The 24,329-nt window shown below is 55.6% G+C and carries 21 protein-coding genes; 2 read left to right on the plus strand and 19 right to left on the minus strand.

Annotated features, from left to right (window positions below; genetic code table 11):
• Positions 1 to 72: 72 nt before the first annotated feature.
• Entirely contained in the window at positions 73 to 984 is a 912-nt protein-coding gene (locus J8X26_RS10090) for a cation diffusion facilitator family transporter (RefSeq protein ID WP_152326058.1), read from the plus strand.
• A gap of 83 nt (positions 985 to 1,067) precedes the next feature.
• On the opposite strand, the gene J8X26_RS10095 is transcribed toward J8X26_RS10090, so the two are convergent.
• From J8X26_RS10095 to J8X26_RS10185, 19 genes are all read right to left on the minus strand, one after another.
• The gene (locus tag J8X26_RS10095; RefSeq protein ID WP_152326361.1) at positions 1,068 to 1,214 is read right to left on the minus strand and encodes a DUF2474 domain-containing protein; all 147 of its coding nucleotides are present in this window, start codon (positions 1,212 to 1,214) and stop codon (positions 1,068 to 1,070) included.
• A 36-nt stretch (positions 1,215 to 1,250) separates the two neighbouring features.
• Positions 1,251 to 2,258 (minus strand): cytochrome d ubiquinol oxidase subunit II, encoded by a 1,008-nt coding sequence (cydB, locus tag J8X26_RS10100; protein WP_208950823.1) that lies wholly within the window; start codon positions 2,256 to 2,258, stop codon positions 1,251 to 1,253.
• A 2-nt stretch (positions 2,259 to 2,260) separates the two neighbouring features.
• The gene (locus J8X26_RS10105) at positions 2,261 to 3,679 is read right to left on the minus strand and encodes a cytochrome ubiquinol oxidase subunit I (protein ID WP_208950824.1); all 1,419 of its coding nucleotides are present in this window, start codon (positions 3,677 to 3,679) and stop codon (positions 2,261 to 2,263) included.
• Between the two features lie 188 nt (positions 3,680 to 3,867).
• The gene (locus J8X26_RS10110; RefSeq protein WP_208950825.1) at positions 3,868 to 4,968 is read right to left on the minus strand and encodes an iron-containing alcohol dehydrogenase family protein; all 1,101 of its coding nucleotides are present in this window, start codon (positions 4,966 to 4,968) and stop codon (positions 3,868 to 3,870) included.
• Between the two features lie 74 nt (positions 4,969 to 5,042).
• Entirely contained in the window at positions 5,043 to 5,891 is an 849-nt protein-coding gene (locus J8X26_RS10115; RefSeq protein WP_165057308.1) for a MurR/RpiR family transcriptional regulator, read from the minus strand.
• 3 nt (positions 5,892 to 5,894) lie between these two features.
• A complete protein-coding gene (locus J8X26_RS10120) occupies positions 5,895 to 7,214 on the minus strand; it encodes an MFS transporter (protein WP_208950844.1) in 1,320 nt (439 codons plus the stop codon).
• A 211-nt stretch (positions 7,215 to 7,425) separates the two neighbouring features.
• Positions 7,426 to 7,764, minus strand: coding sequence for a hypothetical protein (locus J8X26_RS10125; RefSeq protein ID WP_104922154.1), 339 nt, complete (start codon positions 7,762 to 7,764; stop codon positions 7,426 to 7,428).
• Between the two features lie 116 nt (positions 7,765 to 7,880).
• Positions 7,881 to 8,645: a siderophore-iron reductase FhuF gene (gene fhuF, locus J8X26_RS10130; protein ID WP_208950826.1), complete on the minus strand. Its 765-nt coding sequence runs from the start codon at positions 8,643 to 8,645 to the stop codon at positions 7,881 to 7,883.
• A gap of 130 nt (positions 8,646 to 8,775) precedes the next feature.
• A complete protein-coding gene (locus tag J8X26_RS10135; RefSeq protein WP_208950827.1) occupies positions 8,776 to 9,690 on the minus strand; it encodes a dihydrodipicolinate synthase family protein in 915 nt (304 codons plus the stop codon).
• 566 nt (positions 9,691 to 10,256) lie between these two features.
• Positions 10,257 to 11,864, minus strand: coding sequence for a gamma-glutamyltransferase family protein (locus tag J8X26_RS10140; RefSeq protein ID WP_208950845.1), 1,608 nt, complete (start codon positions 11,862 to 11,864; stop codon positions 10,257 to 10,259).
• Positions 11,865 to 11,887: 23 nt separating this feature from the next.
• Positions 11,888 to 12,763 carry an ABC transporter permease gene (locus J8X26_RS10145; protein WP_165057314.1) on the minus strand — a complete coding sequence of 292 codons (876 nt, stop codon included), beginning with the start codon at positions 12,761 to 12,763 and terminating at the stop codon, positions 11,888 to 11,890.
• Position 12,764: 1 nt separating this feature from the next.
• Positions 12,765 to 13,709 (minus strand): ABC transporter permease, encoded by a 945-nt coding sequence (locus J8X26_RS10150; protein WP_208950828.1) that lies wholly within the window; start codon positions 13,707 to 13,709, stop codon positions 12,765 to 12,767.
• 16 nt (positions 13,710 to 13,725) lie between these two features.
• Positions 13,726 to 15,243 (minus strand): ABC transporter substrate-binding protein, encoded by a 1,518-nt coding sequence (locus J8X26_RS10155; protein ID WP_208950829.1) that lies wholly within the window; start codon positions 15,241 to 15,243, stop codon positions 13,726 to 13,728.
• Positions 15,240 to 16,367 carry an ABC transporter ATP-binding protein gene (locus tag J8X26_RS10160; protein ID WP_165057318.1) on the minus strand — a complete coding sequence of 376 codons (1,128 nt, stop codon included), beginning with the start codon at positions 16,365 to 16,367 and terminating at the stop codon, positions 15,240 to 15,242. The genes J8X26_RS10155 and J8X26_RS10160 overlap by 4 nt, the downstream gene beginning before the upstream one ends.
• On the minus strand, positions 16,364 to 17,386 hold the full coding sequence (locus J8X26_RS10165) for an ABC transporter ATP-binding protein (RefSeq protein WP_208950830.1): 1,023 nt from the start codon (positions 17,384 to 17,386) through the stop codon (positions 16,364 to 16,366). The genes J8X26_RS10160 and J8X26_RS10165 overlap by 4 nt, the downstream gene beginning before the upstream one ends.
• Positions 17,379 to 18,110 (minus strand): FadR/GntR family transcriptional regulator, encoded by a 732-nt coding sequence (locus J8X26_RS10170; RefSeq protein WP_208950831.1) that lies wholly within the window; start codon positions 18,108 to 18,110, stop codon positions 17,379 to 17,381. The genes J8X26_RS10165 and J8X26_RS10170 overlap by 8 nt, the downstream gene beginning before the upstream one ends.
• Positions 18,111 to 18,705: 595 nt before the next feature.
• Positions 18,706 to 20,790: an EAL domain-containing protein gene (locus J8X26_RS10175; RefSeq protein ID WP_165057322.1), complete on the minus strand. Its 2,085-nt coding sequence runs from the start codon at positions 20,788 to 20,790 to the stop codon at positions 18,706 to 18,708.
• A 351-nt stretch (positions 20,791 to 21,141) separates the two neighbouring features.
• Positions 21,142 to 21,375: a hypothetical protein gene (locus J8X26_RS10180; protein ID WP_208950832.1), complete on the minus strand. Its 234-nt coding sequence runs from the start codon at positions 21,373 to 21,375 to the stop codon at positions 21,142 to 21,144.
• Positions 21,376 to 21,570: 195 nt separating this feature from the next.
• Positions 21,571 to 22,593, minus strand: coding sequence for a LacI family DNA-binding transcriptional regulator (locus J8X26_RS10185; RefSeq protein WP_208950833.1), 1,023 nt, complete (start codon positions 22,591 to 22,593; stop codon positions 21,571 to 21,573).
• Positions 22,594 to 22,853: 260 nt separating this feature from the next.
• On the opposite strand from J8X26_RS10185, the gene ascF reads away from it, so the two are divergent.
• Positions 22,854 to 24,329 carry a PTS cellobiose/arbutin/salicin transporter subunit IIBC gene (gene ascF, locus J8X26_RS10190; protein WP_208950834.1) on the plus strand — a complete coding sequence of 492 codons (1,476 nt, stop codon included), beginning with the start codon at positions 22,854 to 22,856 and terminating at the stop codon, positions 24,327 to 24,329.

A 24,329-nucleotide genomic window follows, 5' to 3' on the forward strand; every position in this document is an offset into this window, starting at 1 on the left:
ATTTAGTTGATCCTCTGCTTCAGGAATTCCTGTGAATAATTCTCAAAAAAACCGGCTTGTCCGGAGCCATTCATGAGTCGCCCGGCCCCTTCCTATAAAGGGCTGACGCGTATCGCTTCTCTGGTTTCTGTCTGCGTGGCGCTGGTGCTGGTGTGCATCAAAGTCTGGGCGTGGGTGGCGACGGGCTCTATTGCTTTGCTGACGTCGGCAGCAGACGGGCTGGTCGATGTGCTGGCGTCCATGGTGACGTTAATTGGCGTGCGTTACGCGCTGCGTCCTGCCGACAAAGGGCACCGTTACGGGCACGGCAAAGCCGAAGCCGTCGCCGCTTTTGTTCAGGCGTTGTTGCTGGGTGCGGCCGGGCTGGTGCTCGGCGGGGAATCCATCGGACGCATTATTAACCCGGCGCCGCTGGCGCAACTCGGGCTGGGGATCTGGGTCATTATCATCAGCTGTGTGGCGGCGACCGGCCTGGTGCTGATGCAAACGTACGTGGTGAAGCGCACCGGTTCCACGGCGATTGCCGCTGATCGCGCGCATTACATCACCGACGTTGCGGTGAATATCGCCGTGCTGCTGGCGCTGATTTTCGAACGCTATTTTGGCTGGACGCGTTCTGACTCCATCGGCGCATTGCTGATTTCTTTCTATATGATCTGGAATGCACGCGGCATGGCGGCGGATGCGCTGACGCAGTTGCTGGACCGGGAGCTGAGCGCCGATGACCGTAAACGCGTCAAAGAAGCTGTGCTGAGCGTGACCGGCGTAAAAGGCGTGCATGATATCCGCACCCGTAACGGCGGCGACCGCGTTTTTGTGGAGTTCCATGTGGAAGTTGACGGCAACCTGAGCGTGGATATCGGGCACGATATCGGCGACGCGGCCGAAATGGCGGTGGGCAAATTGTTCAAGTTTGCCGATGTGACGGCGCACCTTGAGCCGGACGGCATCGACGACGATCGTCTCGATAACCTGCTGCGCTGACTGGCTGTCGTTATCTGCAATAAAGAAAACCTCCGCCAAATTTGACGGAGGTTTTTTGTTTGGTGTTAATAAACGTCAATAAATCAGTGCGTGCGCATTCCCGCCGCGGCCATCAGCAATTTAAACACCGAGGCGACAACAAACAGCGCCAGTACGCTGCCCAGCCAGATAGTCGCCATCCAGCCGACGCGTTTCCAGAAAGGCTGACGGATAACGGTTTCATCATCCATTTCCCTGATGAGCTTCTTCATTTACTCCTCCGCATCTCAGTGATAGCCCTGTTCCGGCGTTACTTTCCCTCTGAACACGTAATAGCTCCAGAAGGTATAAACCAGAATAATCGGGATAATAAACAGCGCGCCGACCAGCATGAATCCCTGACTTTGCGGCGGAGCGGACGCCTCCCAGAGGGAGACGGACGGGGGAATAATGTTCGGCCAGATGCTGATCCCAAGGCCGGTATATCCGAGGAAAATCAGCACCAGCGTCAGCAGGAACGGCGAGTGGTGTGCCTGACGGTTTACCGCGCGCAACATCCAGAACGCCACCAGTAACACCAGCACCGGAACCGGCAGGAACCAGAACAGATTCGGCACACTGAACCAGCGCGTGGCGATGGCGGCGTGCGTCAGCGGCGTCCAGACACTGATGATCACCAGCACGGTCAGAAAGGTGAAAAGCAGCGGTTTTGCGCAGCGGTGCATGCTTTCCTGCAAGCGACCTTCGGTTTTCATAATCAGCCACGTACAGCCGAGCAGGGCGTAGGTCACGACCAGCCCGAAGCCGCAGAACAGATTGAACGGCGTCAGCCAGTCCAGCGCGCCACCAGCATAGGCGCGGTTAGCCACCGGAATGCCGCCGACGACCGCGCCGAGCACCACGCCCTGACAAAACGTTGCCAGCACTGAACCGGCGATAAACGATTTGTCCCAGACGTGGCGCTTTGCCGCACTGGCTTTGAAGCGAAATTCAAAGGCCACGCCGCGGAAAATCAGGCCGAACAGCATTAATGTGAGCGGAATAGTCAGCGCGTCGAGCACCACGGAATACGCCAGAGGAAACGCGCCAAACAGCGCCGCACCGCCGAGTACCAGCCAGGTTTCGTTACCGTCCCAGACAGGCGCCACGGTGTTCATCATCACATCGCGCTCATGCTCTGCTTTCACCAGCGGGAACAACAGGCCGATGCCCAGATCAAAGCCGTCCATCACCACGTACATCATCACGCCAAAGACGATGATCAAAAACCAAATCAGCGGAAGTTCGATACCCATTTTCAGACTCCTTCGTCGTTCAGCGGTTCTTTAATAGCCGACAGCGGACGCGCCGGTGTGCGATGTTGCCCCGGTCCGCCGTGATCCTGACTCTGACCCTCATGCGGCTGCGGCCCTTTGCGGATAAGCTTCATCATGTAGAGATAACCGACGCCAAACACCGAGGAATAAATCACCACGAACAGCAGCAGGCTGATGCTCATCTGCATCTCGCCGTGGCTGGAAACGGCGTCTTTCGTGCGCAGCAGACCATAAACCACCCACGGCTGGCGGCCAATTTCAGTGGTAAACCAGCCCGCCAGCAGGGCAATCAGACCAGACGGCCCCATCAGTAATGCAAACCGCAAAAACGCTCTGTTTTCATAAAGATTACCGCGCCAGCGCAGCCAGAGGCTCCACAATCCCAGCACGATCATCAGCATGCCGAGCCCGGCCATAATGCGGAAACTGTAGAAAACGATGGTCGGGTCAGGGCGGTCTTCTTTCGGGAATGATTTCAGCGCCGGGATTTGCTGCGTCAGGCTGTGCGTGAGGATCAGGCTGCCGAGATAGGGGATCTCCAGCGAATAACGCGTTTCCTCGCGTTCCTTATCCGGATACCCAAACAGAATCAGCGGCGACGGCTCGCTGTTTTTATTCTCCCAGTGGCCTTCAATTGCCGCGATTTTCGCGGGCTGATATTTCAGCGTGTTCAGCCCGTGTGCGTCGCCAATCAGCGCCTGAACCGGAGAAACGATCAGCGCCATCCACATTGCCATCGACAGCATGGTGCGCATCGCCGGGGTATTGCGCCCTTTAAGCAGATGCCAGGCGGCAGACGCGCCGACGAAAAACGCCGATGACAGGAATGCGGCGGTGGTCATATGCAGCAAACGGTAGGGAAACGACGGGTTGAAAATGACTTTCAGCCAGTCCACCGGCACCACCTGATTGTTGACGATCTCAAACCCCTGCGGCGTCTGCATCCAGCTGTTAGACGCGAGGATCCAGAAAGTGGACATCAGCGTGCCGAGCGCGACCATACAGGTGGCGAAAAAGTGCAGACCGGGGCCGACACGGTTCCAGCCGAACAGCATCACGCCCAGAAAACCCGCTTCAAGGAAGAAGGCGGTCAATACTTCGTAAGTCAGCAGGGGGCCGGTAATGCTGCCTGCAAATGATGAGAAAAAGCTCCAGTTAGTCCCGAACTGATACGCCATCACCAGCCCGGAAACCACGCCCATGCCGAAATTCACGGCAAAGATTTTTGACCAGAAATGATAGAGGTCGCGATATTCCTCTTTTTTGGTTTTAAGCCACATCCCTTCAAGCACCGCCAGAAAACTGGCCAGCCCGATGGTGATGGCGGGGAAAATTATATGGAAAGAAACGGTGAAAGCGAACTGTATACGCGCCAGTTCGAAGGCATCTAAACCCAACATGAGAGGACCTATTTTTATAGCAGATGATGAAAGGGGATTTAACCATGAAGGGGAGTGGGTATAACAGGAACAGTATTGTGATAATCAGGTATAACAGTTGCGACCTGGAGGTGGTTTCAATAGCCGTTCGAGACGATTTCGGTTTCTCACTTGCAGCGGGGGCTGTCGGCGGACTGAGAAAGTTTCGGTTATTTAAAACCAAGACCCGTTTGGGCGGCGAGCCCTTCAACTCTCTCAATCGCCCCCCTCACATCTGCGAAACAGACATCCCCCGGCATGTTCGCCATATCCGGCGTACTCAGACTCCGGTCGATAATCACTGCCAGATCCTGCTCCGTCAGGCCCTGCGCGATATGTGAAAGCTGCGTCGGGATCGCGCTGGCACGCGCCAGGGCTAAGGCGGTTTGCAGCTCTTCATCGCTGCGGCCTTCGAGTGCCAGCAGGCACAGATTCCCGTAGCCTACCAGCAGACCGTGGGCGACGTGGCGGGTTTTAGCGCAGGCGGTGAAACCTTCGTATAACGCGTGGGATGCGCCGGTGTGTGCGCCGTTGCTCATAATGGACGTCAGTCCGGCGTAGAGGAAAATCGCATCGAGAACCTGTTCGAGCGCGTTGTTGGCTTTGCCGTCCTGCACCGCGAAGCAGGCGTCGGCGGCGAAGTGTTCGATGAGCGTATAGCAAAGTTCACTGTTGGTTCTCGCAACACCGGCAAGGCCGGTGAGCCGGGTCAGGTCACTGATGGCACGGTATTCGTACCATTTTGCCAGCGTGTCGCCGATACCGGCCGAAAGCCACGGCAGCGGAGAAGCTGCGAGCAAATCAGCGTCGATCACCGCTGCCGCCGGGCCGCAGGGAAGCGGAACCATGTCGCGGAACTCACCGTCCTCATGATAACGAAACGCCAGCGAGGTGACGGCGGAGCAGGTGCCCGCGATGCTCGGCAACGTGACGACCGGAATATTGCAGGCGACGCCCGCCGCTTTGGCAGTATCCAGCGCCTTTCCGCCGCCGGTGGCGATAATCACTTCAACGCCCTGTGTGCGGAAAACGTCCGCCAGCCGGTTGATTTCCTGCTGGCAACATTCGCCGTTGAAGATTTCACTGCCGAGATAACTGACCATCTGTTGTTCGAGCTGATCGGCGACTTTGGCTTCCACGCTGGCAATTGCCCGTTTACCGCCGACCAATAACGTCCGCTGGCCGAGACGTCCGCACATTGCGCCTAAATGTTTAATCGCTCCGCGTCCGCGAAGCACGCTGGAAGGAAAAACCAAACGGTGGGTGAACATGGCTGCCCTCAGATAAACGCATAAAACGGGGTGTTTTATGAAGTATAGAAGGCGCGTGGTGAAGTGCCGGAATATCAGCGGCGGCGCTGGCGCACGGCGTCATGGGTTTTGCGTAAGGCGTCCCGCGCGCCGGGTAAACGCTGCGCAACGCCGATATACAGGCAATCGATAATCAGCAACTGGCTGGTGCGGCTCGCCATCGCGGCGGCGCGGAAACCCAGTTCGCGGCTGCTGGTGAGCAGCACAATGTCGGCTTTGCGCGCCAGCGGTGACCGGCCATTGGCGGTGATGGCGAGCGTTGCCGCACCGGCGTTTTTCGCATGCAGCAGGGCGTCCAGCACGCCCGCCGTTTCGCCGGAATGGGAAATCGCCAGCGCGACATCCGCCGCCGTTAACTGACAGGCGCTCACCAGGCTTTCATCGGTGCTGCCGAACGTCTGGGCGATAAGGCCGATGCGGCGCAGTTTCTGGCAAAAATCCTGTGCTACAAGCGAAGACGCGCCTGCGCCGTAGACGTCAATCCGTCGCGCCTTAGCCAGCGCCGCAACGGTTTCTTCCAGCGATTCGCCTTTCAGCAACTGCGCCGTCGCCGTCGCGCCTTCCACCTCAAACGCCAGCAGCTTATGCAGGATTTGCTTCGGCGAATCGGTTTCATTAATGTCTGCCGCCAGTGGCGATTCAGCGTGCGGTAGCGCAAGGGGCAATTCTGCCGCCAGCGCCAGCCGCAGCGCGGGGTACCCCTCAAACCCTAATCGTTTGCTGGTTCGCACCACCGTGGCGGTACTGGTTTGCGCAAGCTGCGCCAGTGCCGTTACGCTCAATTTTGCGACATCCGGCGGGCTCAGCATAATGAGGGTGATGATCCGTTTTTCAGCCGGTGAAAAGCTGCCCTGCAAAGCCTGTAATCGCGATTGCAGATTCATCGGTTATTTTTCCAGTTCGCGAAGATGGTCGTCTTTGCGCAGCGTCATCAGCGCAAACAGGCTGACCACGCAGGTTGCCACCACGTAATACGCCGGAATATCCAGATTCCCGGTTTCTTTAATCAGGCCGGTGATGATAAGCCCCGCGCAGCCGGAGAACACGGCGTTCGACAATGAATACGACAGCCCGAGGCCGGTATAGCGCACGCGGGTTGGGAACATTTCCGCCAGCATTGCCGGGCCGGGGCCTGCAATCATGCCGATGGTTGCACCGGCAATCAGCACGGCGACGCCTTTTGCCAGCAGGCTGCTTTCCGGGTTTTGCAGCAGATGCAGCAGCGGGAAGCTGAGAATAATCACCGCCAGCACGGCAATCATCATCACTTTTTTGCGGCCGATTTTATCACTCAGCCAGCCCGATGGCAGGATCGCAATCGCGAAACCGACGTTCGCCAGCACGGTCGCGACCAGCGCCTGCAAAAACGTGGCGTGAAGCGAGGTTTGCAGATACGACGGCATCACCACCAGGAAGGTGTAACCGCCCGCCGACCAGCCCATCATGCGGCCAATCCCCAGCGCGATAGCTTTGGCGGTTGCCAGCGTTGAGGCTTTTTCTTCCGCCGTGCGCGGCGCGTTTTTTTCCGGTTTCTGGCTGGCAATAAAGGTCGGTGTTTCGTCAAGTTTAAGGCGCAGATAAAGCGCCACCAGCCCCATCGGCAGAGCCAGCAGGAACGGAATGCGCCAGCCCCAGGTTTTCATTTCAGCATCCGGCAGCCACTGCACCAGAATGGCCACCAGCGCCACGCCGGTCAGCAGGCCGAGTGAAACGGTGAAAGACTGCCACGCGCCGTAAATTCCGCGTTTGCCTTTCGGGGCGAACTCTGTCATCAGCGAAACTGCGCCGCCAAATTCACCGCCTGCAAACAGGCCCTGGAACATGCGCATCAGCGTCAGTAACAGCGGCGCGGCGACGCCAATTTGTGCGTAAGTCGGCAGGATACCGATGATGGCGGTGGCGAGGGTCATCAGTAATACCACGGCAATCAGCGTGGGCTTACGGCCAATGCGGTCGCCGATGCGGCCAAAGATAATGGCGCCAATCGGGCGGCAGAAAAAGGCCAGTGCAAACGATGCGTACGTCAGAAGCAAACCGGTCATGCCGGTCTGGCCTTCGAGCGTGAAAAAGTTACCGGCGATCAGTGTCGCCAGATAACCGTAAACGCCAAATTCGTACCATTCGATAAAGTTGCCCACTGAACCGGCGACTAACGCGCGGCGTGACTGGCTGGCAGAGGCAGGGGAAAGCTGTCCGGTGCGGGTCATCATTAACCTCATAATAGGAGAGAAACGGCGGGAATAGAATGTAAATAATTTTCTAAATTCAGGTGATTATTATGTCAATAATTTTCATGTTTTGAACAAAATAAAAGCGGAATCTGTGGGGTAAGGCAGATTTTTTGGCAGAAACGGCAGAGTTCAGGGCATAAAAAAAGGCTGCGCCCGTGAAGGTGCAGCCTGTTTAAAGAAGAGGGCGTTACAGCGTGTGGATATCGATACCGTCGCCGATATTACTTTTCTGGTAATAAGCCCGCGGGACTTCTACCTGATACTGCTTGTCGGCGTAGGCGACTTCCAGAATAAAACGTTCGTTTTCATAAGATTCTACCGGAATAAATCCGAAGAACCCTTCCGTTACGCTGATGGTGCGGGTAGACGGAATCGCATAACGATGAACAATCCTTGCTCTGAGCGGCTGCTGATTGCCGGTTAACGTGTTCCATACGCGGTTAACGGGTTGCGCCAGAGTATCAATCACCTCTGAGGCCAGCGAGTTAAGAGCGGATGGCCAGCTCTTAGGTTTTTTCATTGTCATGATGAATACCTCGTTGGTCTATATAACCCAATTCATATAATTATCCGCTGCTAAGATCCAATCATTTTTTACGCTAAGTTTATTCAGCTTTTGTAAGTGGCTGGCAGATTTGCAAATTACTCCGCGAGAGTTTTACGTCTTTTGCCGGATTTGCGTTCTGCTAGCAATAACGGGCAGGAAGGGCACATGGCGTGATCGGCCAGATCGTAGCGCAGACAGCATTGTTTGCGATACTGCGGGCTGTCAGGATCGGAAGGGTCTTCGGCGCGCATCGGCTGAAACAACGGGTTTTTGCCGCCGTAGCGCAGCTCGCGTGATTCCATCAACGTCATACCGTCAGAAATATCAGCATCAACCAGTTCCGCCTGTTTCACGCCCCAGCCAACGCGTATCGCCGCATTGCTCCAGTAAATACCCGGTTTCAGCCCGGAGAATTCTGCCAGTGCTTCGCAAATCGGGCGCAGCTGCTGCTCGATCATCACGTCAAACCGCGCCATGGGCTCCCTTGAAATCAGCGCTTCGCCTTCGCCATCCAGATAAATCTGCGCCGGTAAGCCTTCTTCCTGCATACACAGATAGACATTTTCAGCGGCGATAGGTAACTGCCAGCCGTGGCGCAGGGAAACGATTACCCAGCTTGGCAGCAGGGTAGCGAAATACCATTGTGACCACATCGAGATACGTGCGCGGCGGGTATCGCACTTTGCGGCATCGGCCGCATTGGCGTCCAGATAGCGTTTGAGCACGCTGGCACAGCCTTCCGCCGTCGTGAGGTGCGACATCGGCACGGCATTCGTCACCAGCGGCGACATAGGTTTGAAAGTATCGGCAACCCAGCTGACCGGCGTTTCGCGGAAACTGTCGAGGAGTGTTTGCATCATTGCGTTATAAACGTCATTCGGCTCTGTAAATCATGGGAATAGAGTATCGAATATTAAAGCGGAATAGTAATGATTTCGATTTAGATTGAGGGTTTTCGCCTCCCGTTACAAAGCGGGAGGCGCAGAGGGCTTAACCGGCGACACTGACGCCAGCTTGTTTCAAAATATCACGCACAATTTTTTGTTTATCACTACTCAGCGGCAATGCCGGTTTCAGCGAATAAACAGGTACGTCGATACCGACCTGCGAGATGGCGTATTTGATGACGTTGTAAATGGGCGTATCCAGCGTGTAGAGCGGCGGCAGGAAAGATAACCGCTGTTGCAGTTCTACCGCAGTGGCGAAATCTTTCTCTCTGAAAGCGCGGTAAATTCCGCAAGTGAGGTACGGCGCAAAGTTGGCGCTGGCGGGAATAGCACCGTCCCCGCCGAGAATTAGCGTACCGAACAGATATTCGTCATAACCAGAAAATACCGCGAAATCAGGGCGTTCAGGTTTCACGGCCTGTATCGTTTCGCGAATATGATTGAGACTGTCGACGGTGTCTTTCAGTCCGACGATGTTCGGGCAATCCAGCGCCAGGCGTTTAATCAGACTGACGGGAATCGGCTGACCTGTCAGCGCCGGATAGTTATACAGAATCACCGGCAGACCCGCGTTTTCAGCAAGGGTGCGGTAATGCAGATACAGCGCTTCTTCGGTCAGCGGATTGTAATAGGGATTCACCACCACCACGCCGTCCGCCCCGACGCTTTTAGCGTGTTGTGCGAACGCCAGCGTTTTCGCCGTGCCGGGATGTGCAGCTCCGATCAGCACCGGCACGCGTCCGGCAACGTGTCTGGTGCAAAATTCGGCGACTTCATGCCGCAGTTCGCGGGACATATGCGCAAATTCTCCCGCGCTGCCGAGGAAAAACAGGCCGTTTACGCCGCCTTCAATCGCAAAATCAATCAGGCGCGCCATGCCCTGACGGTCAAGCTGTTCGTTTTCATTCAGGATTGTTGCGACTGGTGGGATCACGCCATGAAACAGTGGACGGGTCATATATTCGTTCTCCATATGAAAGTGCAAAGTACTCAACACTCCATTTATAGAACGGCGTTTCAAATTTTTATAGCGATGGGATCGAATTACATCGTTTTAGCGAAGATTTGGAAGGGGAGTCACAAAGAGGGAGTTAACTCCCCTGCGAAGTGGGAGGAGCAAAAAAGCCCGTTCGGCTCCGCTCTCCGCTAAGGAAAGTGGGGTATCAATGCCCTCTCCGAAATGACCCTCTTTTTCGCACTTTCGCTAACTCATTGATTTTAATGGATCGCCAACCCCGTCAAAAAAAGAGGGTATTCCTTCCCAAAGAGGAATAATCTTAGGCAGTTCAGAGCCTAACCCCCAAAACCTAACAGTTCACTGCCGCACAGGCAGCTTAGAAAAAACTCATTAATGAGATAATATAATTACCCATGTTCACTGCCGCACAGGCAGCTTAGAAATGTACGCATCGTCAGCTAGTGAAACCGTGCTTGTTCATTGCCGTACAGGCAGTGGCTAACGTTCATGATGTGTCCGGTCTGAACATCCCCCTTTGCAGGGGGAGGAACAAGGTAGATCCAAAACTACATCACCAGCGCCTGACCGTCTTTCCTTGATTCCGTCCCGGCCAGATACCCGCCTGCCGGATTCACCACAATCACTTGTGCGCCGCCGAACGAATGGCCGCCAAGCGGATCTTCGACAATCAGCTCATGCCCCATCGCCCGCAGCGCGGCCAGCGTATTGTGGTCATACGTGGCTTCCATCGCGACCTGACGGCCACCGTTAATCCGCCAGCGCGGCGCATCGATGGCGGCCTGCGGATTTTGCTTGTACAGCATAATACGCAGCGCCAGTTGCAGATGTCCCTGCGCCTGCATCGGGCCGCCCATCAGGCCGAAGGACATCAGCGGTTTGCCTTCGCCGTCCTGCGCAAACGCCGGAATAATGGTGTGCAGCGTGCGTTTATTCGGCGCGACGCAGTTGGCGTGCTGCTGATCGAGCGTAAAGCCGCAGCCACGATTTTGCATACTGATGCCGGTTCCCGGTACGACAACGCCGGAACCGAAACCCATGTAGTTGGATTGAATAAACGATACCATCATGCCGCTGGAATCGGCGGTGGTGAGGTAAACCGTGCCCCCCGGACGCGGTGCGCCGTAGGTCACGTCGCTGGCTTTAGTGCGGTCAATCAGGCGCGCACGTTCTTCCAGATACGCATCGTTCAGGAACAGTTGCGGGTCGAACTGCATGTGGTCGTTATCGGTGACGTGCTGATCCAAATCGGCCAGCGCCAGTTTCATTGCTTCGATGCACAGATGCGTGGTTTCGACGGAATCCACCGGTTTATCGCCGATGTTAAGCTTACCGAGAATGCCCAACGCAATCAGGGTGGCGATACCCTGACCGTTTGGCGGCAGTTCGTGAACCGAACCGCCTGCGAACGATTGTTGCAGGGTTTCCACCCAGTCGGCTTTGTGATTCGCCAGGTCATCGTGAGTTATCGCACCGCCAAATTCACGGCTGTGGGCGATCATTTTATCGGCCAGCTCGCCGCGGTAGAACGCTTCGCCTTCGGTTTTGGCGATCAGCTCCAGTGAATCCGCCAGTGCCGGATTACGGAAGATTTCGCCGATTTTTGGCGCACGACCTTCCGGCGCGAAACATTCCATAAAACCCGGCTGATTGTGCAGTTTTTTCACCGCAATTTCCCACAGGCGGCCAATCAGCGGCGATACCGGAAAACCGTTACGGGCGTAATCGATCGCCGGTTGAGCCAGTGTGGTCAGCGGCAGGGTGCCAAAACGTTTTGCCAGCGCTACCCAGCCGGAAACCGCGCCCGGCACGGTAACGGCGTCCCAGCCATAGGTCGGCACGGCTTCATAGCCTTTAGAGGCGAAATACTCCGGCGTCCACGCCGCCGGTGAGCGGCCCGATGCGTTCAGGCCGTGAGCTTTTTTACCGTCCCAGATAATCGCAAAAGCGTCGCTGCCCACGCCGTTACCGCTGGGTTCCAGCACGGTCAGCGCGATGGCGGTGGCGATGGCCGCATCGGCCGCGTTTCCGCCGAGCATTAGCATTTTCATCCCGGCCTGTGCTGCCAGCGGCTGGGAGGCGCAGACCGCATTGGCCCCCATCATCGTCGGGCGCAGGGTAGGATAAGCGGCGTTAAAATCGTAATTCTCAGACATCATTATTCCTTTTAGAAAACGCGTCATTCAGAGCGGGGATCGAGCGCATCACGCAGCCCGTCACCCAGCAAATTAAAACCTTGTACCGTCATAAAAATCGCCAGACCGGGGAAAATCGACATCCACGGCGACTGTTCGAGGAAGCTGCGCGCGGTATTAAGCATCGCGCCCCACGAGGCGTCCGGCGGTTGCTGCCCCAGCCCGAGAAACGACAGGCTGGCTTCGGTAATGATGGCCGACGCCACCGCCAGCGTGGCCTGCACCAGAATTGGCGACAGCACGTTGGGCAGCACATATTTCAGCAAAATCCAGCGGTCTGGCAGGCCAATCGCCCGCGCGCCTTCGATGTATTCTTCATTGCGGATGCTCATGACCTGCGCGCGTGTCAGACGGGCAAAAATCGGCATCGCAGATAGCCCGATGGCAATCATCGCATTCCCCAGGCTTGGCCCGAGAAATGCGCCGAGCGCAATCGCCAGCACCAGAAACGGACAGGAGAGCAGCGCTTCAACGACGCGTGAAATAATCCCGTCCAGCCAGCCCTGCCAGTAACCGGCAATCAACCCCAGCGGAACGCCAATCACAATCGCGATAATCACCGACACGCAACCGGCCATCAGCGACGTGCGAGCGCCCCAGAACAGACGTGACAAAATATCGCGCCCCAGTTCGTCGGTGCCCAGCCAGTGCAGGGCGGAAGGCGCTTTTCGCACCTCCATGAAATTGGCTTTTATCGGATCAAACGGTGATATCCACGGTGCCAGAAGTGCCAGCAAAGCGAACGTCAGCACAAGGATCGCGCCGATGACCGCGCTTTTATTGCGCAAAAACTTACGCAGAACGCGGTTTGGCTCGCGGATGCTGAGTGACGTGGTCACGGAAATAACGGAAACACTCATTTCAGGCTCTCCGCATACGTGGATTAACCAGAACATACAGCACGTCGGCCAGCAGATTCATCAGCAGAAAACCGACCGCCACGACCATCACCACACCCTGAACCACCGCGTAATCACGGTTAAAAACGGAATCAACAATCATCTTGCCGAAGCCGGGAATGGTGAAAACCTGCTCGCTGAGCACCGCACCGCCCAGCAGTTCGCCGAACAGCAATGTCGTCAGCGTAATGATCGGCACCAGCGCATTACGCAGTGCGTGTTTCATGATGACTTTTTTCGGCAACAACCCTTTGGCGCGTGCCGTCCGGATGTAATCCGCTTTCAGAACCGTAATCATCGCCGCGCGGGTATGGCGCATCAGCGTGGCGGAAAGCCCTGTGCCGAGCACCGCCGCAGGCAGCAGCATGGTTTTCAGGTTTTGCAGCGGGTCTTCCGAGAACGGCACATAACCGGACGCCGGAAGCCAGTGCAGCTTGACCGAGAAGAACATAATCAGCAGCACCCCCAGCCAGAAATGGGGGATCGAAATCCCCGATAGCGCCAGAAAGTTGGTGCCGTTATCAATCCAGGTGCCTTTATTGACCGCCGCCAGCACGCCCATCGTGATGCCAATGATCAGCGCGACAATCATCGCCAGCATCGACAGTTCCAGCGTCACCGGCAGTTTGCTGGCAATCAGCTGCAACACCGGTTCCTGCGTGCGCAGCGACGTGCCAAAATCACCGCGAAGCGCGTTGCCAACCCAGTGGAAATACTGGCTTGGGATCGGATCGTTGAGATGGTATTGCTCGCGCAGCTGGGCAATGACCGCCGGATCACGTTCCTCGCCCGCCATCGCTGTGATCGGGTCGCCCGGCAGTAATTTCTGCATCGAAAAAACCATTAGCGTGACCAGAAACAGCGACGGTACGGCTGATATCAGCCTTTTAACCACCAGTTCTAACATCGCAAATCCTCGGCAATTATTTGTTCAGTGCCAGACCCTGCAACCGGATCAGGCCGTCGGCGTAAGGTACAAAACCGGTGACTTTCTTACTGATACCGAAAATGCGCGGTTCGAAGTACAGATACACCAGCGGATCGTCTATGTTTTCCTGCTCAACCACCTGTTTGTATAGCGTTTTACGCTGCGCCACATCGCTGGTCAGCCGCGCTTCCTGCAACCATTGATCGACTTTCGGGTTGCTGTATTTGCCATCGTTGAGGCCGCCTTTGGTGCTCAGGAACGAGAAAATATTGCCGTCAGGATCCGGACGGCCAGACCAGCCGGACATACTCATCTGGAAAGCGCCACTTTGCTGGCGGTCAAGCAACGTGGCGTATTCGGTCATTTGCAGATTCAGGTTGATGCCCGCCTCGCTGACCATCGCCTGAAGTACCTGTGCGACCTGCTGGGACGTCGGGTTATTCGCCACCAGGAAATCAATAGTCAGCGGCGTCTTCACTCCGGCTTCGGCCAGTAATTTTTTGGCCTTTTCAATGTCGCGTTTGGGAACCGGAATATCGGCGTGATACGGGCTGGCAGGCGAAAATGCCTGATTCGCCGGGGTATATTGCCCCTGGAATACCACCTGATTGATGGCGTCGCGGTCAATCGCCAGCGACAGCGCCTGACGCACGCGGGCATCTTTCGCCAGCGGCGTATTGGTATTGGCGGTGCCATTGCCGACGTTAATCGTCAGCCCCATATAACCGAGGCCGGTGGTGCTGGCGAGTTGCAGATTGCTGTCGCCTTTGACCGTCGCCGTATCGCTGGCGGCAATCCCTTCAGTGATATCCAGATCGCCCGCGCGCAGGTTGGCGAGACGCACGGACGCATCCGGGATGGGCAGGAACACCACTTTGTCGAAGTGATAGGCGCCTTTGTTCCAGTAATTATCAAAGCGTTTTAATACGATGCGATCCTGTTGCACGCGGCTGACGAATTCATAGGGGCCGGAGCACACCGGATGCGCGGCCACGTTACCTTTTGCCGTCGCTTCAGGTGCGAGGATCGTGCCTGCGCGGTCGGTCAGTTGCATCAGCAGGGCGGCATCGGCGGTTTTCAGGTGGAAAACCACGGTGTACGGCGCCGTCACTTCCACGGAATCCACCGAAGATAGCTCGCTTTTGCGCAGGGAACCCGGCAGCGTCAGATAGCGCTCAATATTGAATTTAACCGCTGCCGCATCGAATTTTTCGCCATCATGGAACGTCACGCCTTCGCGCAGATTCATCGTCAGCGTTTTACCGTCATCACTGAACGTCCAGTCTTTCGCCAGGCCCGGCACGATTTGCAGATGCTGATCGACATCCACCAGCCGTTCGCACATCGCACTGAACACAAAACGCCCGTAATAGGTGCGTGCTGTGGCGGGATCGAGCATGTCCGGATCGCTGCCAAGACCGATGCGCAAGGTGCTTTCCGCATGCGCAAGGCTGGCGGTGGTCAGCAACAGTAACGCCGGAATGCAGGCGCTTAAGCGGGGTGCAAATTTCATGGTCGGGTTCCCAGAGTTGAAGTTAATGTTGAAGTTGGATCGGAGGATGAAAGCCGTGACTGGCTCGCCTGTTCAAACAGCGCACGCCGTAAGATAAAAGCGGCAGACGGCGGAGGAACCAGCGCGGAAGTCCGGTCGCGCTGTAATTCGCTCCAGCGGTGGCAGGCCACCATACGGTTAACACTGACAGTTTCCAGCGGCGGTTCGACCTGCCGGCATTCGTCGGTGGCGTACGCGCAGCGGGTATGAAACCGGCAACCGGAAGGCATACTGGACGGATTGGGCATATCCCCCTGAAGCAGCGGCACCGGGCGTTTTACGCCGGGCGTCAGCAGCGGTGCAGAAGCAATCAGCGCCTGGGTATAAGGATGCAGCGGCTGATCAAAAATATCGTCCGTGCTGGCCAGTTCGACGATTTGCCCGAGATACATTACCGCCACGCGGTCGCTCATGTGGCGGATCACCGCCAGACCGTGGGCGACGACAATCATCGTCAGGCCAAACTGCTGTTTCAGGTTTTCCAGAAGATTCACGACCTGCGCCTGCACCGAGACATCCAGCGCAGAAACCGGCTCATCGCCGAGCAGAAGTTTCGGAGAAGAGGCCAGTGCGCGGGCAATACCAATACGCTGACGCTGGCCACCGGAAAACTCATGGGGATAACGGTTGCTGAAAGCGGCGGGCAGGCCGACAGTGGTCAGCAACTCGCGCACCCGCGCCTGACGGTCGGCTTTACCGCTGACAATGTTGTGCAGCCACAACGGTTCGCCGACGATCTCTTCCACCGTCATGCGCGGATTAAGTGACGCAAACGGATCCTGAAAAATAATCTGTAAATCACGGCGCAGGTTTTTCATCTGTTCGGTAGAAAACTGCCGCAGATTCCTGCCTTCATAAAAAACGTCGCCTTCGCTGGCGCTGAGTAACTGCAACAACAACCGGCCGAGTGTGGATTTCCCGGAACCGGATTCCCCGACGATCGCCAGCGTTTCACCGTGCCAGACGCGCAGCGAAACACGATCGACCGCCTGAACAATTTTAGGTTTACTGAACACTGACGCCGGGCCTTTGAAGATTTTGCTCAACCCGGCGGCTTCCAGAATGGGGCGAGGTACTGGACTCATGCGCAGGCTCCTTCCGCTGATAATGCGAAAAAGTTTTCCAGCGGTGCGTAGAAACAGGCCACGCGGTGAGGAGACTTATGCAGCGCGCGCAAAGGCGGCCTTTCCTGATGACAACGGGTATCCGCAAACGGGCAGCGTGTCGAAAAACGGCAGCCTTTTGGCATATCGCGTGGCAGCGGAACCGCGCCGGGAATGGTAGAAAGTGCGCCCTGACGCGATGCCAGCGAGGGCATCGACCCCATCAGCCCGATGGTGTAAGGGTGCTGCGGATTGTTAAAAATAGCTTCAACCGCGCCCTGTTCCACGATTTGTCCGGCGTACATCACCGCCAAACTGTCAGCCACTTCGGCGACCACCCCCAGATCATGAGTGATCAGCAGCAGGGCGCTGCCGGTTTCTTCCTGGATCCGGTTAAGCAAAGAGAGGATTTGCGCCTGGATCGTGACGTCCAGCGCGGTGGTCGGTTCATCGGCAATCAGCAGCTGCGGGCGGTTGATCAGCGCCATCGCAATCATCACGCGCTGACGCATCCCGCCGGAAAGCTGGTGCGGATAGGCATCCATCCGCAGTTCCGGTGCCGGAATTTGTACTTTTTTAAGCATCTCCAGCGCCTGCGCACGCGCCTGTTTTTTATCGGTGTTCTGGTGACGCATCACAGCTTCCGCCAGCTGATCGCCCAGCCGCAGCGCCGGATTCAGTGACGTCATTGGCTCCTGAAAAATCATCGCCAGTTCCTCACCGCGCAAATCCGCGTACTGACGCTCAGAAAGCCCGCGCAGGGACGTCCCGTTCAGGTGAATTTCGCCGTGTAACACGTTCGCGCTGGCGGGCAATAATCCCATGAGCGCCAGCGACGTCACGCTTTTTCCGCAACCGGATTCCCCCACCAGCGCCAGCGTTTTACCGGCCTCCAGTTGCAGGGAAATACCGTCCAGGACTGTGGCCGGAGAGCCGGAAAACTGCACCTGTAAATTGTCGATCTGTAACAGCGGCGTGACGGAGCCGTCCGGGTCAGTCATCAGTGAAATCCTCATCGTCATTCAGGGTGGAAAGGAATGCCTGTTGCAGGGCAAGAAGGTGCTCGCGCATCACGCGCGCAGCTTCTTTGGGCTGGCGCGCGGCGATGTGTTCAACAATGCAGTGATGGTGATCGTCGTAGCGGCTCAGACGTTCCTGATTTCGCGCTGCATCACGTACCGCCTGCCAGCTCGGATCACGGCGTATGGCATCGACAGCGTCGAAAAGCCCGAGCAGCAGACGGTTACCGGCAGCATCGGCAATCGCACGGTGAAACGCACTGTCCCAGAGTTCAATCTGATCCGCGTCATCGCGGGAAATGCTGTTCACGCGATCCAGCAAACGGCGCATCAGCTGAATTTGCTCCGGCGTGGCGCGCAGGGCGGCATATTTCGCCAGCCCCGGCTCAATCTGGAGACGGGCTTCCATCACTTCCTGCAAATTCGATTGTTTCGGTAGCGCCTGTAAACTCAGCGGCTGCGCCGGACCGTTCGGGCCGGTAAACGTGCCTTTCCCCTGTTTGCGCCACACGCGGCCTTCCTCTTCCAGCACATCCAGCGCACGACGAATTTCACGGCGTCCGGCATCAAACATCTGCATCAGATCGCGCTCAGCCGGCAGTGGCTGAGTCTGATCCGGATGCTGCTGTATCAGTTGACGCAGCTGTTCCAGCGCTGAATTCGACGTTCCGTTAGAAGGGGGCAGCGCCCCGGCGTTTGTTGGCATTGTTCAGTTTCCCGCTGGGTATTAACTCGTTAATCAGTCCTTTGCATTTTCTGAACCAATTTTGTAATGGTTCGTGAAAAAGTTTTGCAGAAAGGAGAATTTGTTTTTAATTTCAAACGAATAAAAAATACGCTCTTTAAACGGAAGATCGGTTTTCGTATTCATAACGTATTGATATTGCGCTGATATGCACAAGTGTAGTGCGTTAAATTAATGTTAACGGATCGTAATGGTGCGTGATTTCGCGGTATGAGAAGTAGATCAAATAAGCGTAATAAGTGGGCTAATGGTTCGCTATATCGTTGCTTCACGAAAGAAGGAAAGGGTCGGGACGGGTATTAAGGAATAATTCGCACGTCGCGGCAGGCGCGGGCAGTCAGATCGTCTGCAAGTTTGTGAATTATGGTGAGGGTGTCGCAAGTAGAGATGAGTGGATTCAGGTCAGCGAAGGGAGGGAATTGCCGGGGCATTATGGTTTTGCTCTTTACTCTCCCCCGGCGAAGGGGGAGAGTAAAAACAATCGTCAGAAATAATAGCCTTTTGCGCCCTTTTTCCCGCGATCATTTCCGGCAAATACCCTGTCTAATGCCTATCATCAGAGAGGTGTAAACCCAGTCAGGCGGGATTCTGAGGGCTGAGGCCGTCCAAAATAATATCCCTGGAACAAACTACAACCTTCTTCTTTCAGACGCCTGAACTGCTCGGGGGTTTCGACGCCTTCTGCCGTGGTCTGAATATCCAGACTGCGGCTCATGCCAGTGATGGCGCGGATGATCGCCAGCGCTTCACGGCTGTCCTGCATATCGTTGATGAACGACCGGTCGATTTTGATTTTGTCGAACGGGAACGAGCGCAGATAACTCAGCGACGAATAACCGGTGCCGAAATCATCCAGCGCGATACGCACGCCCAGCGCTTTCAGTTTTCGCAGGGTATCGATATTGCCCAGCGTATTGTCGAGCAATACGGACTCGGTGATTTCCACTTCCAGCCGTGACGGATCCAGCCCGGACGCTTCAAGTGCGGATTCCACCACAGAAACCAGTCCGCTGTTTTTGAACTGAATCGGTGAGAGGTTCACGGCGACGGTCTGCGAGCCGGTCCAGGTTGTGGCTTCACGGCAGGCTTCGTGTAACGCAAAAGATCCAAGGCTGTGGATCAGGCCCGTTTCTTCGGCAATCGGGATGAAATCTACCGGCATAATCAGCCCGTTTTGCGGGTGATGCCAGCGCATCAGCGCCTCATAGCCAATGACCGCATCGTGTTTGGCATCGGTAATGGGCTGGTAGTAAAGACGCAGCTGATTGCAGGTAATCGCGTCGCGCAAGTCCATTTCGACCACGCGGCGTTTGCGGGCGGCGGCGTCCATTTCAATACGGAAATCTTCGTACCGGTTGCGGCCATTACGTTTGGCTTCGTACAGCGCCATGTCGGCGCAACGCAGCAGCTGATCCGGCGTGTTCTCGGTGGAATCCGCCAGTGCGATGCCGATACTCAGGCCGACCGAGAGCGAGTGACCGTCGATAATGACCGGCGGACGCACGGATTCAATCAGGCGTTTGGAAATCTGATGCGCCGCGGAGATATCTTTCAGGCCGGGCAGCACGACGGCAAACTCGTCACCACCGATGCGCGCCAGCGTGTCGTCATCGCGCAGCGTCATCCGCAGACGTTTGGAAATCGCCCGCAGCAGTTCATCGCCGACCTGATGGCCGAGCGCGTCATTCACGTTTTTGAAATTATCCAGATCCAGACACAATGTAGCCGTGTGGCTGTGCGTATAGCTGTCGCGCTGCAACGCTTCGTTAAGACGCTGGCTGAAAAGAATGCGGTTGGGCAGGCTGGTCAGATTATCGTGGTGCGCCATGTGATGGATACGCGCATGCGCGGCCTGCTGATCGGTCACGTCGTCAGCAATCATCATCACATAACTGGTTTGAGGATCGTGCCCGCGGATCACCGAACTGGTGGTTTGCAGCGTACGGTCGCCGATGGCCGTCAGCAGTTGTTGCTCGCTTTTATGCACACCTTCAGCGCGCAGACATTCGTCCGACTGCTTATTAATAAAGTTGCTGAGCCCGAATCCCATGCAATCCTGCGGACGTTTGCCGAGCATTTTCTCGCGCGAAATCCCCAGCAGGCGTTCGGCCTGACGGTTCACCAGCAGAATTTCCCGCGAAACGGCATTTTCAACGATCACGGAAGAGGGAATATTGGCGATCACGGTGTTCAGAAATTGCGATAAAGAAGAGAGCTGTTCGCTGTTGGATTCGGCCAGTTCTTTGGCCTTCAGCAACTCTTTTTCGGTTTCACGCCTTTGCGTTACGTCACGGGTGATCTTGGCAAAACCAATGATTTCACCGGCTTCGCGCAGGGCTTCAATAATGATGTGCGCCCAAAAAAGCGAGCCATCTTTGCGCTGTCGCCAGCCCTCAGATTCATAGCGGCCCGTTGAACGCGCGGTCTCCAGACCGTGCTGCGGCCAGCCACTTTTCTTATCTTCTTCCGTGTAAAAGCATGAAAAATGCTTCCCCACGACTTCTTCAGGCGTATAGCCTTTTGCCCGCTGCGCGCCGGCATTCCAGTTCGCAATGGTGCCGTCCGGTGTCAGCATATAGATGGCGTAATCTTCTACGCGTTGGACCAGCAACCGATACAGTACATCAGAATCTTCGCTCATTTTTTTTGCCTGGTAGCCTGCCGTCTCTGCCCGGATTCCGTCCAAATCAGAGTGCGGCTAAATAGTGCGCCTGTCCCGACGCATTTTTGCTGTGATGTGCTCATGAAACGTTAGCATAAGATAATTCTTAGTTCGCCAAATTTTGCTTCTAACATGCTTAAAATTAAGCGTTTTTAGCTAAAAGATTGGACTTAAGTTAAATTGCACTTTTGAGTTTGAGTGACCAGATTCGTTATCGGCGCAACAGGAATGAAACTTTAGCGGAATGGCATGAAAAGCTAAGGAAAATATGAGGGGATCCAATGTGTTAAATAAAAAGGCCGCAAACTATTGCGGCCTGTTAAATTTTGGTTACGGACGCGGCGGTTTGGGTTCGTGCTTCACCGGTAGTTTTGGCTTCGCTTTAGGGTGAACCGGCGCAGGTTTAACCTGATGATGCGGTTTTTTGTGTTTCACGACAGGCTTGTGAACTTTATGAACCGGCTGCGGTTGACTGACCGGCCCGTTGTGCGGGCCTTCAGCGTAAGCACTCAGGCTGGCGGTCGCCAGCAACGCACACAGAACAACTATTCCTGACTTAATCATTGTATTCCCCGTTCCCGTTTTGACGGTGTTTTCTGATAACACACAGACTTTGCGGGGCAAACGGGAAAACGACAATTCGGATAAGGCTTAATAAAGGGGGGTTAACGGAAAATTTAAACTGCGTTTACGTAAAGCTGAGGGAAGTGCAGGGCGCTTACGGTATTTCCTGCAAGCGCGCCGGTAAACTTTCGGGAATTACTGCACGACTTTATAAGGACCGTCGGTCACTGACTCGCGCAAAATAAGCTCAGACACAAACTTATTCTTTTCGGATAAATAGCCGCCATCGAGCATGGAAATAATCTGGCTGATGACTTCGCTGACCATGTCGCTCACCGGATCTTTCACGCTCGACAGTGCCGGAATAAGAAAAGGCGCGGTCGGAATATTATCAAACCCGATCACCGAAACCTGCGCAGGCACGGCAATTCCAGCGATGCTGAGCTGCTTCATCGCACCGATCGCCATTTCGTCATTGCTGGTAAGCAGGGCGGTGAAGGGTAGCCCGGACGACAACAACGTTTCCACCGCCGCCGCGCCACTGGCCGGTGACCATTTTCCCTTAACGATCAGCGATTCTTTTACCGGTAAACCGGATGCCGTCAGCGCGTCGCGATAACCGGAAAGCCGCTCAATGGCGGTCGGGGAATCCATCGAACCGGTGATAAACGCAATATCCCGATGTCCGCGTTCAATAAGCGCCTGTGTGGCATTAAAACTCGACCCTTTGTGGTCGCAATAAATACAGTGGCTCTGATGTTTGCGTAATTTGCGGTTCACGACCATCACCGGTTTTTTATATTTGTCGATGAGCAAATCCATTTCATCGACCGATAAAAAACGCGGATAAATAATAATGCCGTCGCAGCGCAAATCGTGCAAAAACTGAATGGCGTCCTGTTCTTCTTCCGCGCTGTGTTTACCATCCACCAGAATCAGCTGGCGTCCGTTGGCGTCGAGTTTTTTCGCAGCCTGAGAAATTAATTCACTGAAATAATGCCCGTTATACAGCGTATTCGTTACCACCAGCCCGATGCACATCGATTTGCTGGTTGCCAGATTTCTTGCCAGTAAATTGGGCCGGTAGCCCGCTTCCTCAATGGCTTTATAGACCTGATCTTTGGTTTCCTGGCTCACATAACCCTTGCCGGAAAGCACACGGGAAACCGTGGCTTTCGAGACGCCCGCTTTGGCTGCAACTTCCTGCATTGTCGACATCAGGCACCTTCCGGATGAGAAAAATTATTCGCCATTCTACACATTCCGCGCGTGCTGAGACGATTTCACTTCGCAAGGAGATCGTCATCACAAAAATGAAACGGTGTTGTATTTATTTATTGAAGTCAGAAGAAGAACTGAACATTCTCGTGTGAAACCGGTTACCTACTGTTTCGGAAAAAGCCCGCTACGTTTCATAAAAAAGGCTTCCCGGAAAGATAATTATTCATAACCCTATGAATCCGAAAAAGTTATCACTCATGGCTAAAAATTTTGCAGCAATTTCCAGGTCAATCGTCGATGCCATCGGCGGAGCGGGCAATGTGGTTGCGGTTACGCATTGCATGACGCGCCTGCGCTTCGTGCTGAACGACGAATCCGTCGTGGACGCGGCGGCGCTGAAATCCATCACCGGCGTGATGGGCGTGGTGCGCAATGAAAAACAGTGCCAGGTGATCATCGGCAATAACGTGTCGCAGGCTTACGCCGAAGTGCTGAAACTGCTTCCGGAAGACTTTGCGGCGGCCAGCGATGCACCTGCCAAAAACAAAATTACGCTCAAGCGGATTGGTGCAGGAATTCTCGATGCGCTGATTGGCACCATGTCGCCGCTGATCCCGGCGATTATCGGCGGTTCGATGGTCAAACTGCTGGCGATGATTCTGGATATGACCGGCGTGTTTGAAAAGGGCGCTTCAACGCTGGTGATCCTCAATACCATCGGCGACGGCGCGTTTTTCTTCCTGCCGGTGATGGTGGCCGCGTCGGCGGCGGTGAAATTCAAAACCAACATGTCGCTGGCGATTGCGATTGCCGGGATCCTGGTGCATCCGGCATTTATCGACCTGATGGCGAAAGCCGCGCAGGGGCAGAAAGTTGAATTCATCGGCATTTCCGTCACGGCGGTGAAATACACCTACACCGTGATCCCCGCGCTGTGCATGACGTGGCTGCTGTCCTACATCGAAAAATGGGTGGATCGCATTACGCCGGTCGTCACCAAAAATTTCCTCAAGCCGATGTTGATCATGTTGATTGCCGCACCGATCGCCATCGTGCTGATCGGGCCGCTGGGCATCTGGATTGGTACCGGTATTTCCGCCGTGGTGTACACCGTTCACAGCTATCTCGGCTGGCTGTCGGTGGCGATTATGGGCGCGGCCTGGCCGCTGCTGGTGATGACTGGCATGCACCGCGTGTTCACGCCAACCATTATTCAGACCATTGCTGAAACCGGCAAAGAAGGCATGGTGATGCCGTCAGAAATCGGCGCAAACCTGTCACTGGGCGGTTCATCGCTGGCCGTGGCGTGGCGGACGAAAAACCCGGAGCTGCGCCAGACCGCGCTGGCAGCGGCGGCTTCCGCGATTGTGGCCGGGATTTCAGAACCTGCGCTTTACGGCGTGGCGCTGCGGCTTAAACGTCCGCTCATCGCCTGCTTAATCAGCGGTTTTATCTGCGGCGGTATTGCCGGTTTAGGCGGCCTCGCCAGCCATTCGATGGCGTCGCCGGGCCTGTTTACCAGCGTCCAGTTCTTCGACCCGTCCAATCCGATGACCCTTGTCTGGGTGGCGGGCGTCATGATCCTCGCGGTGGTGCTTTCGTTTGTCATCACCCTGTTACTCGGATTTGAAGATATTCCCGTGGAAACCGTGACGCCGAAAGAGGGCAAAACTGCAGAGATCACAACGCCTGCGCCGTTGCCGGTGGCAGCCGACGCAGCGCGTTCACATTAA

The sequence above is a fragment of the Rahnella sp. ChDrAdgB13 genome (assembly GCF_017655185.1).
GTDB lineage: Bacteria > Pseudomonadota > Gammaproteobacteria > Enterobacterales > Enterobacteriaceae > Rahnella > Rahnella contaminans.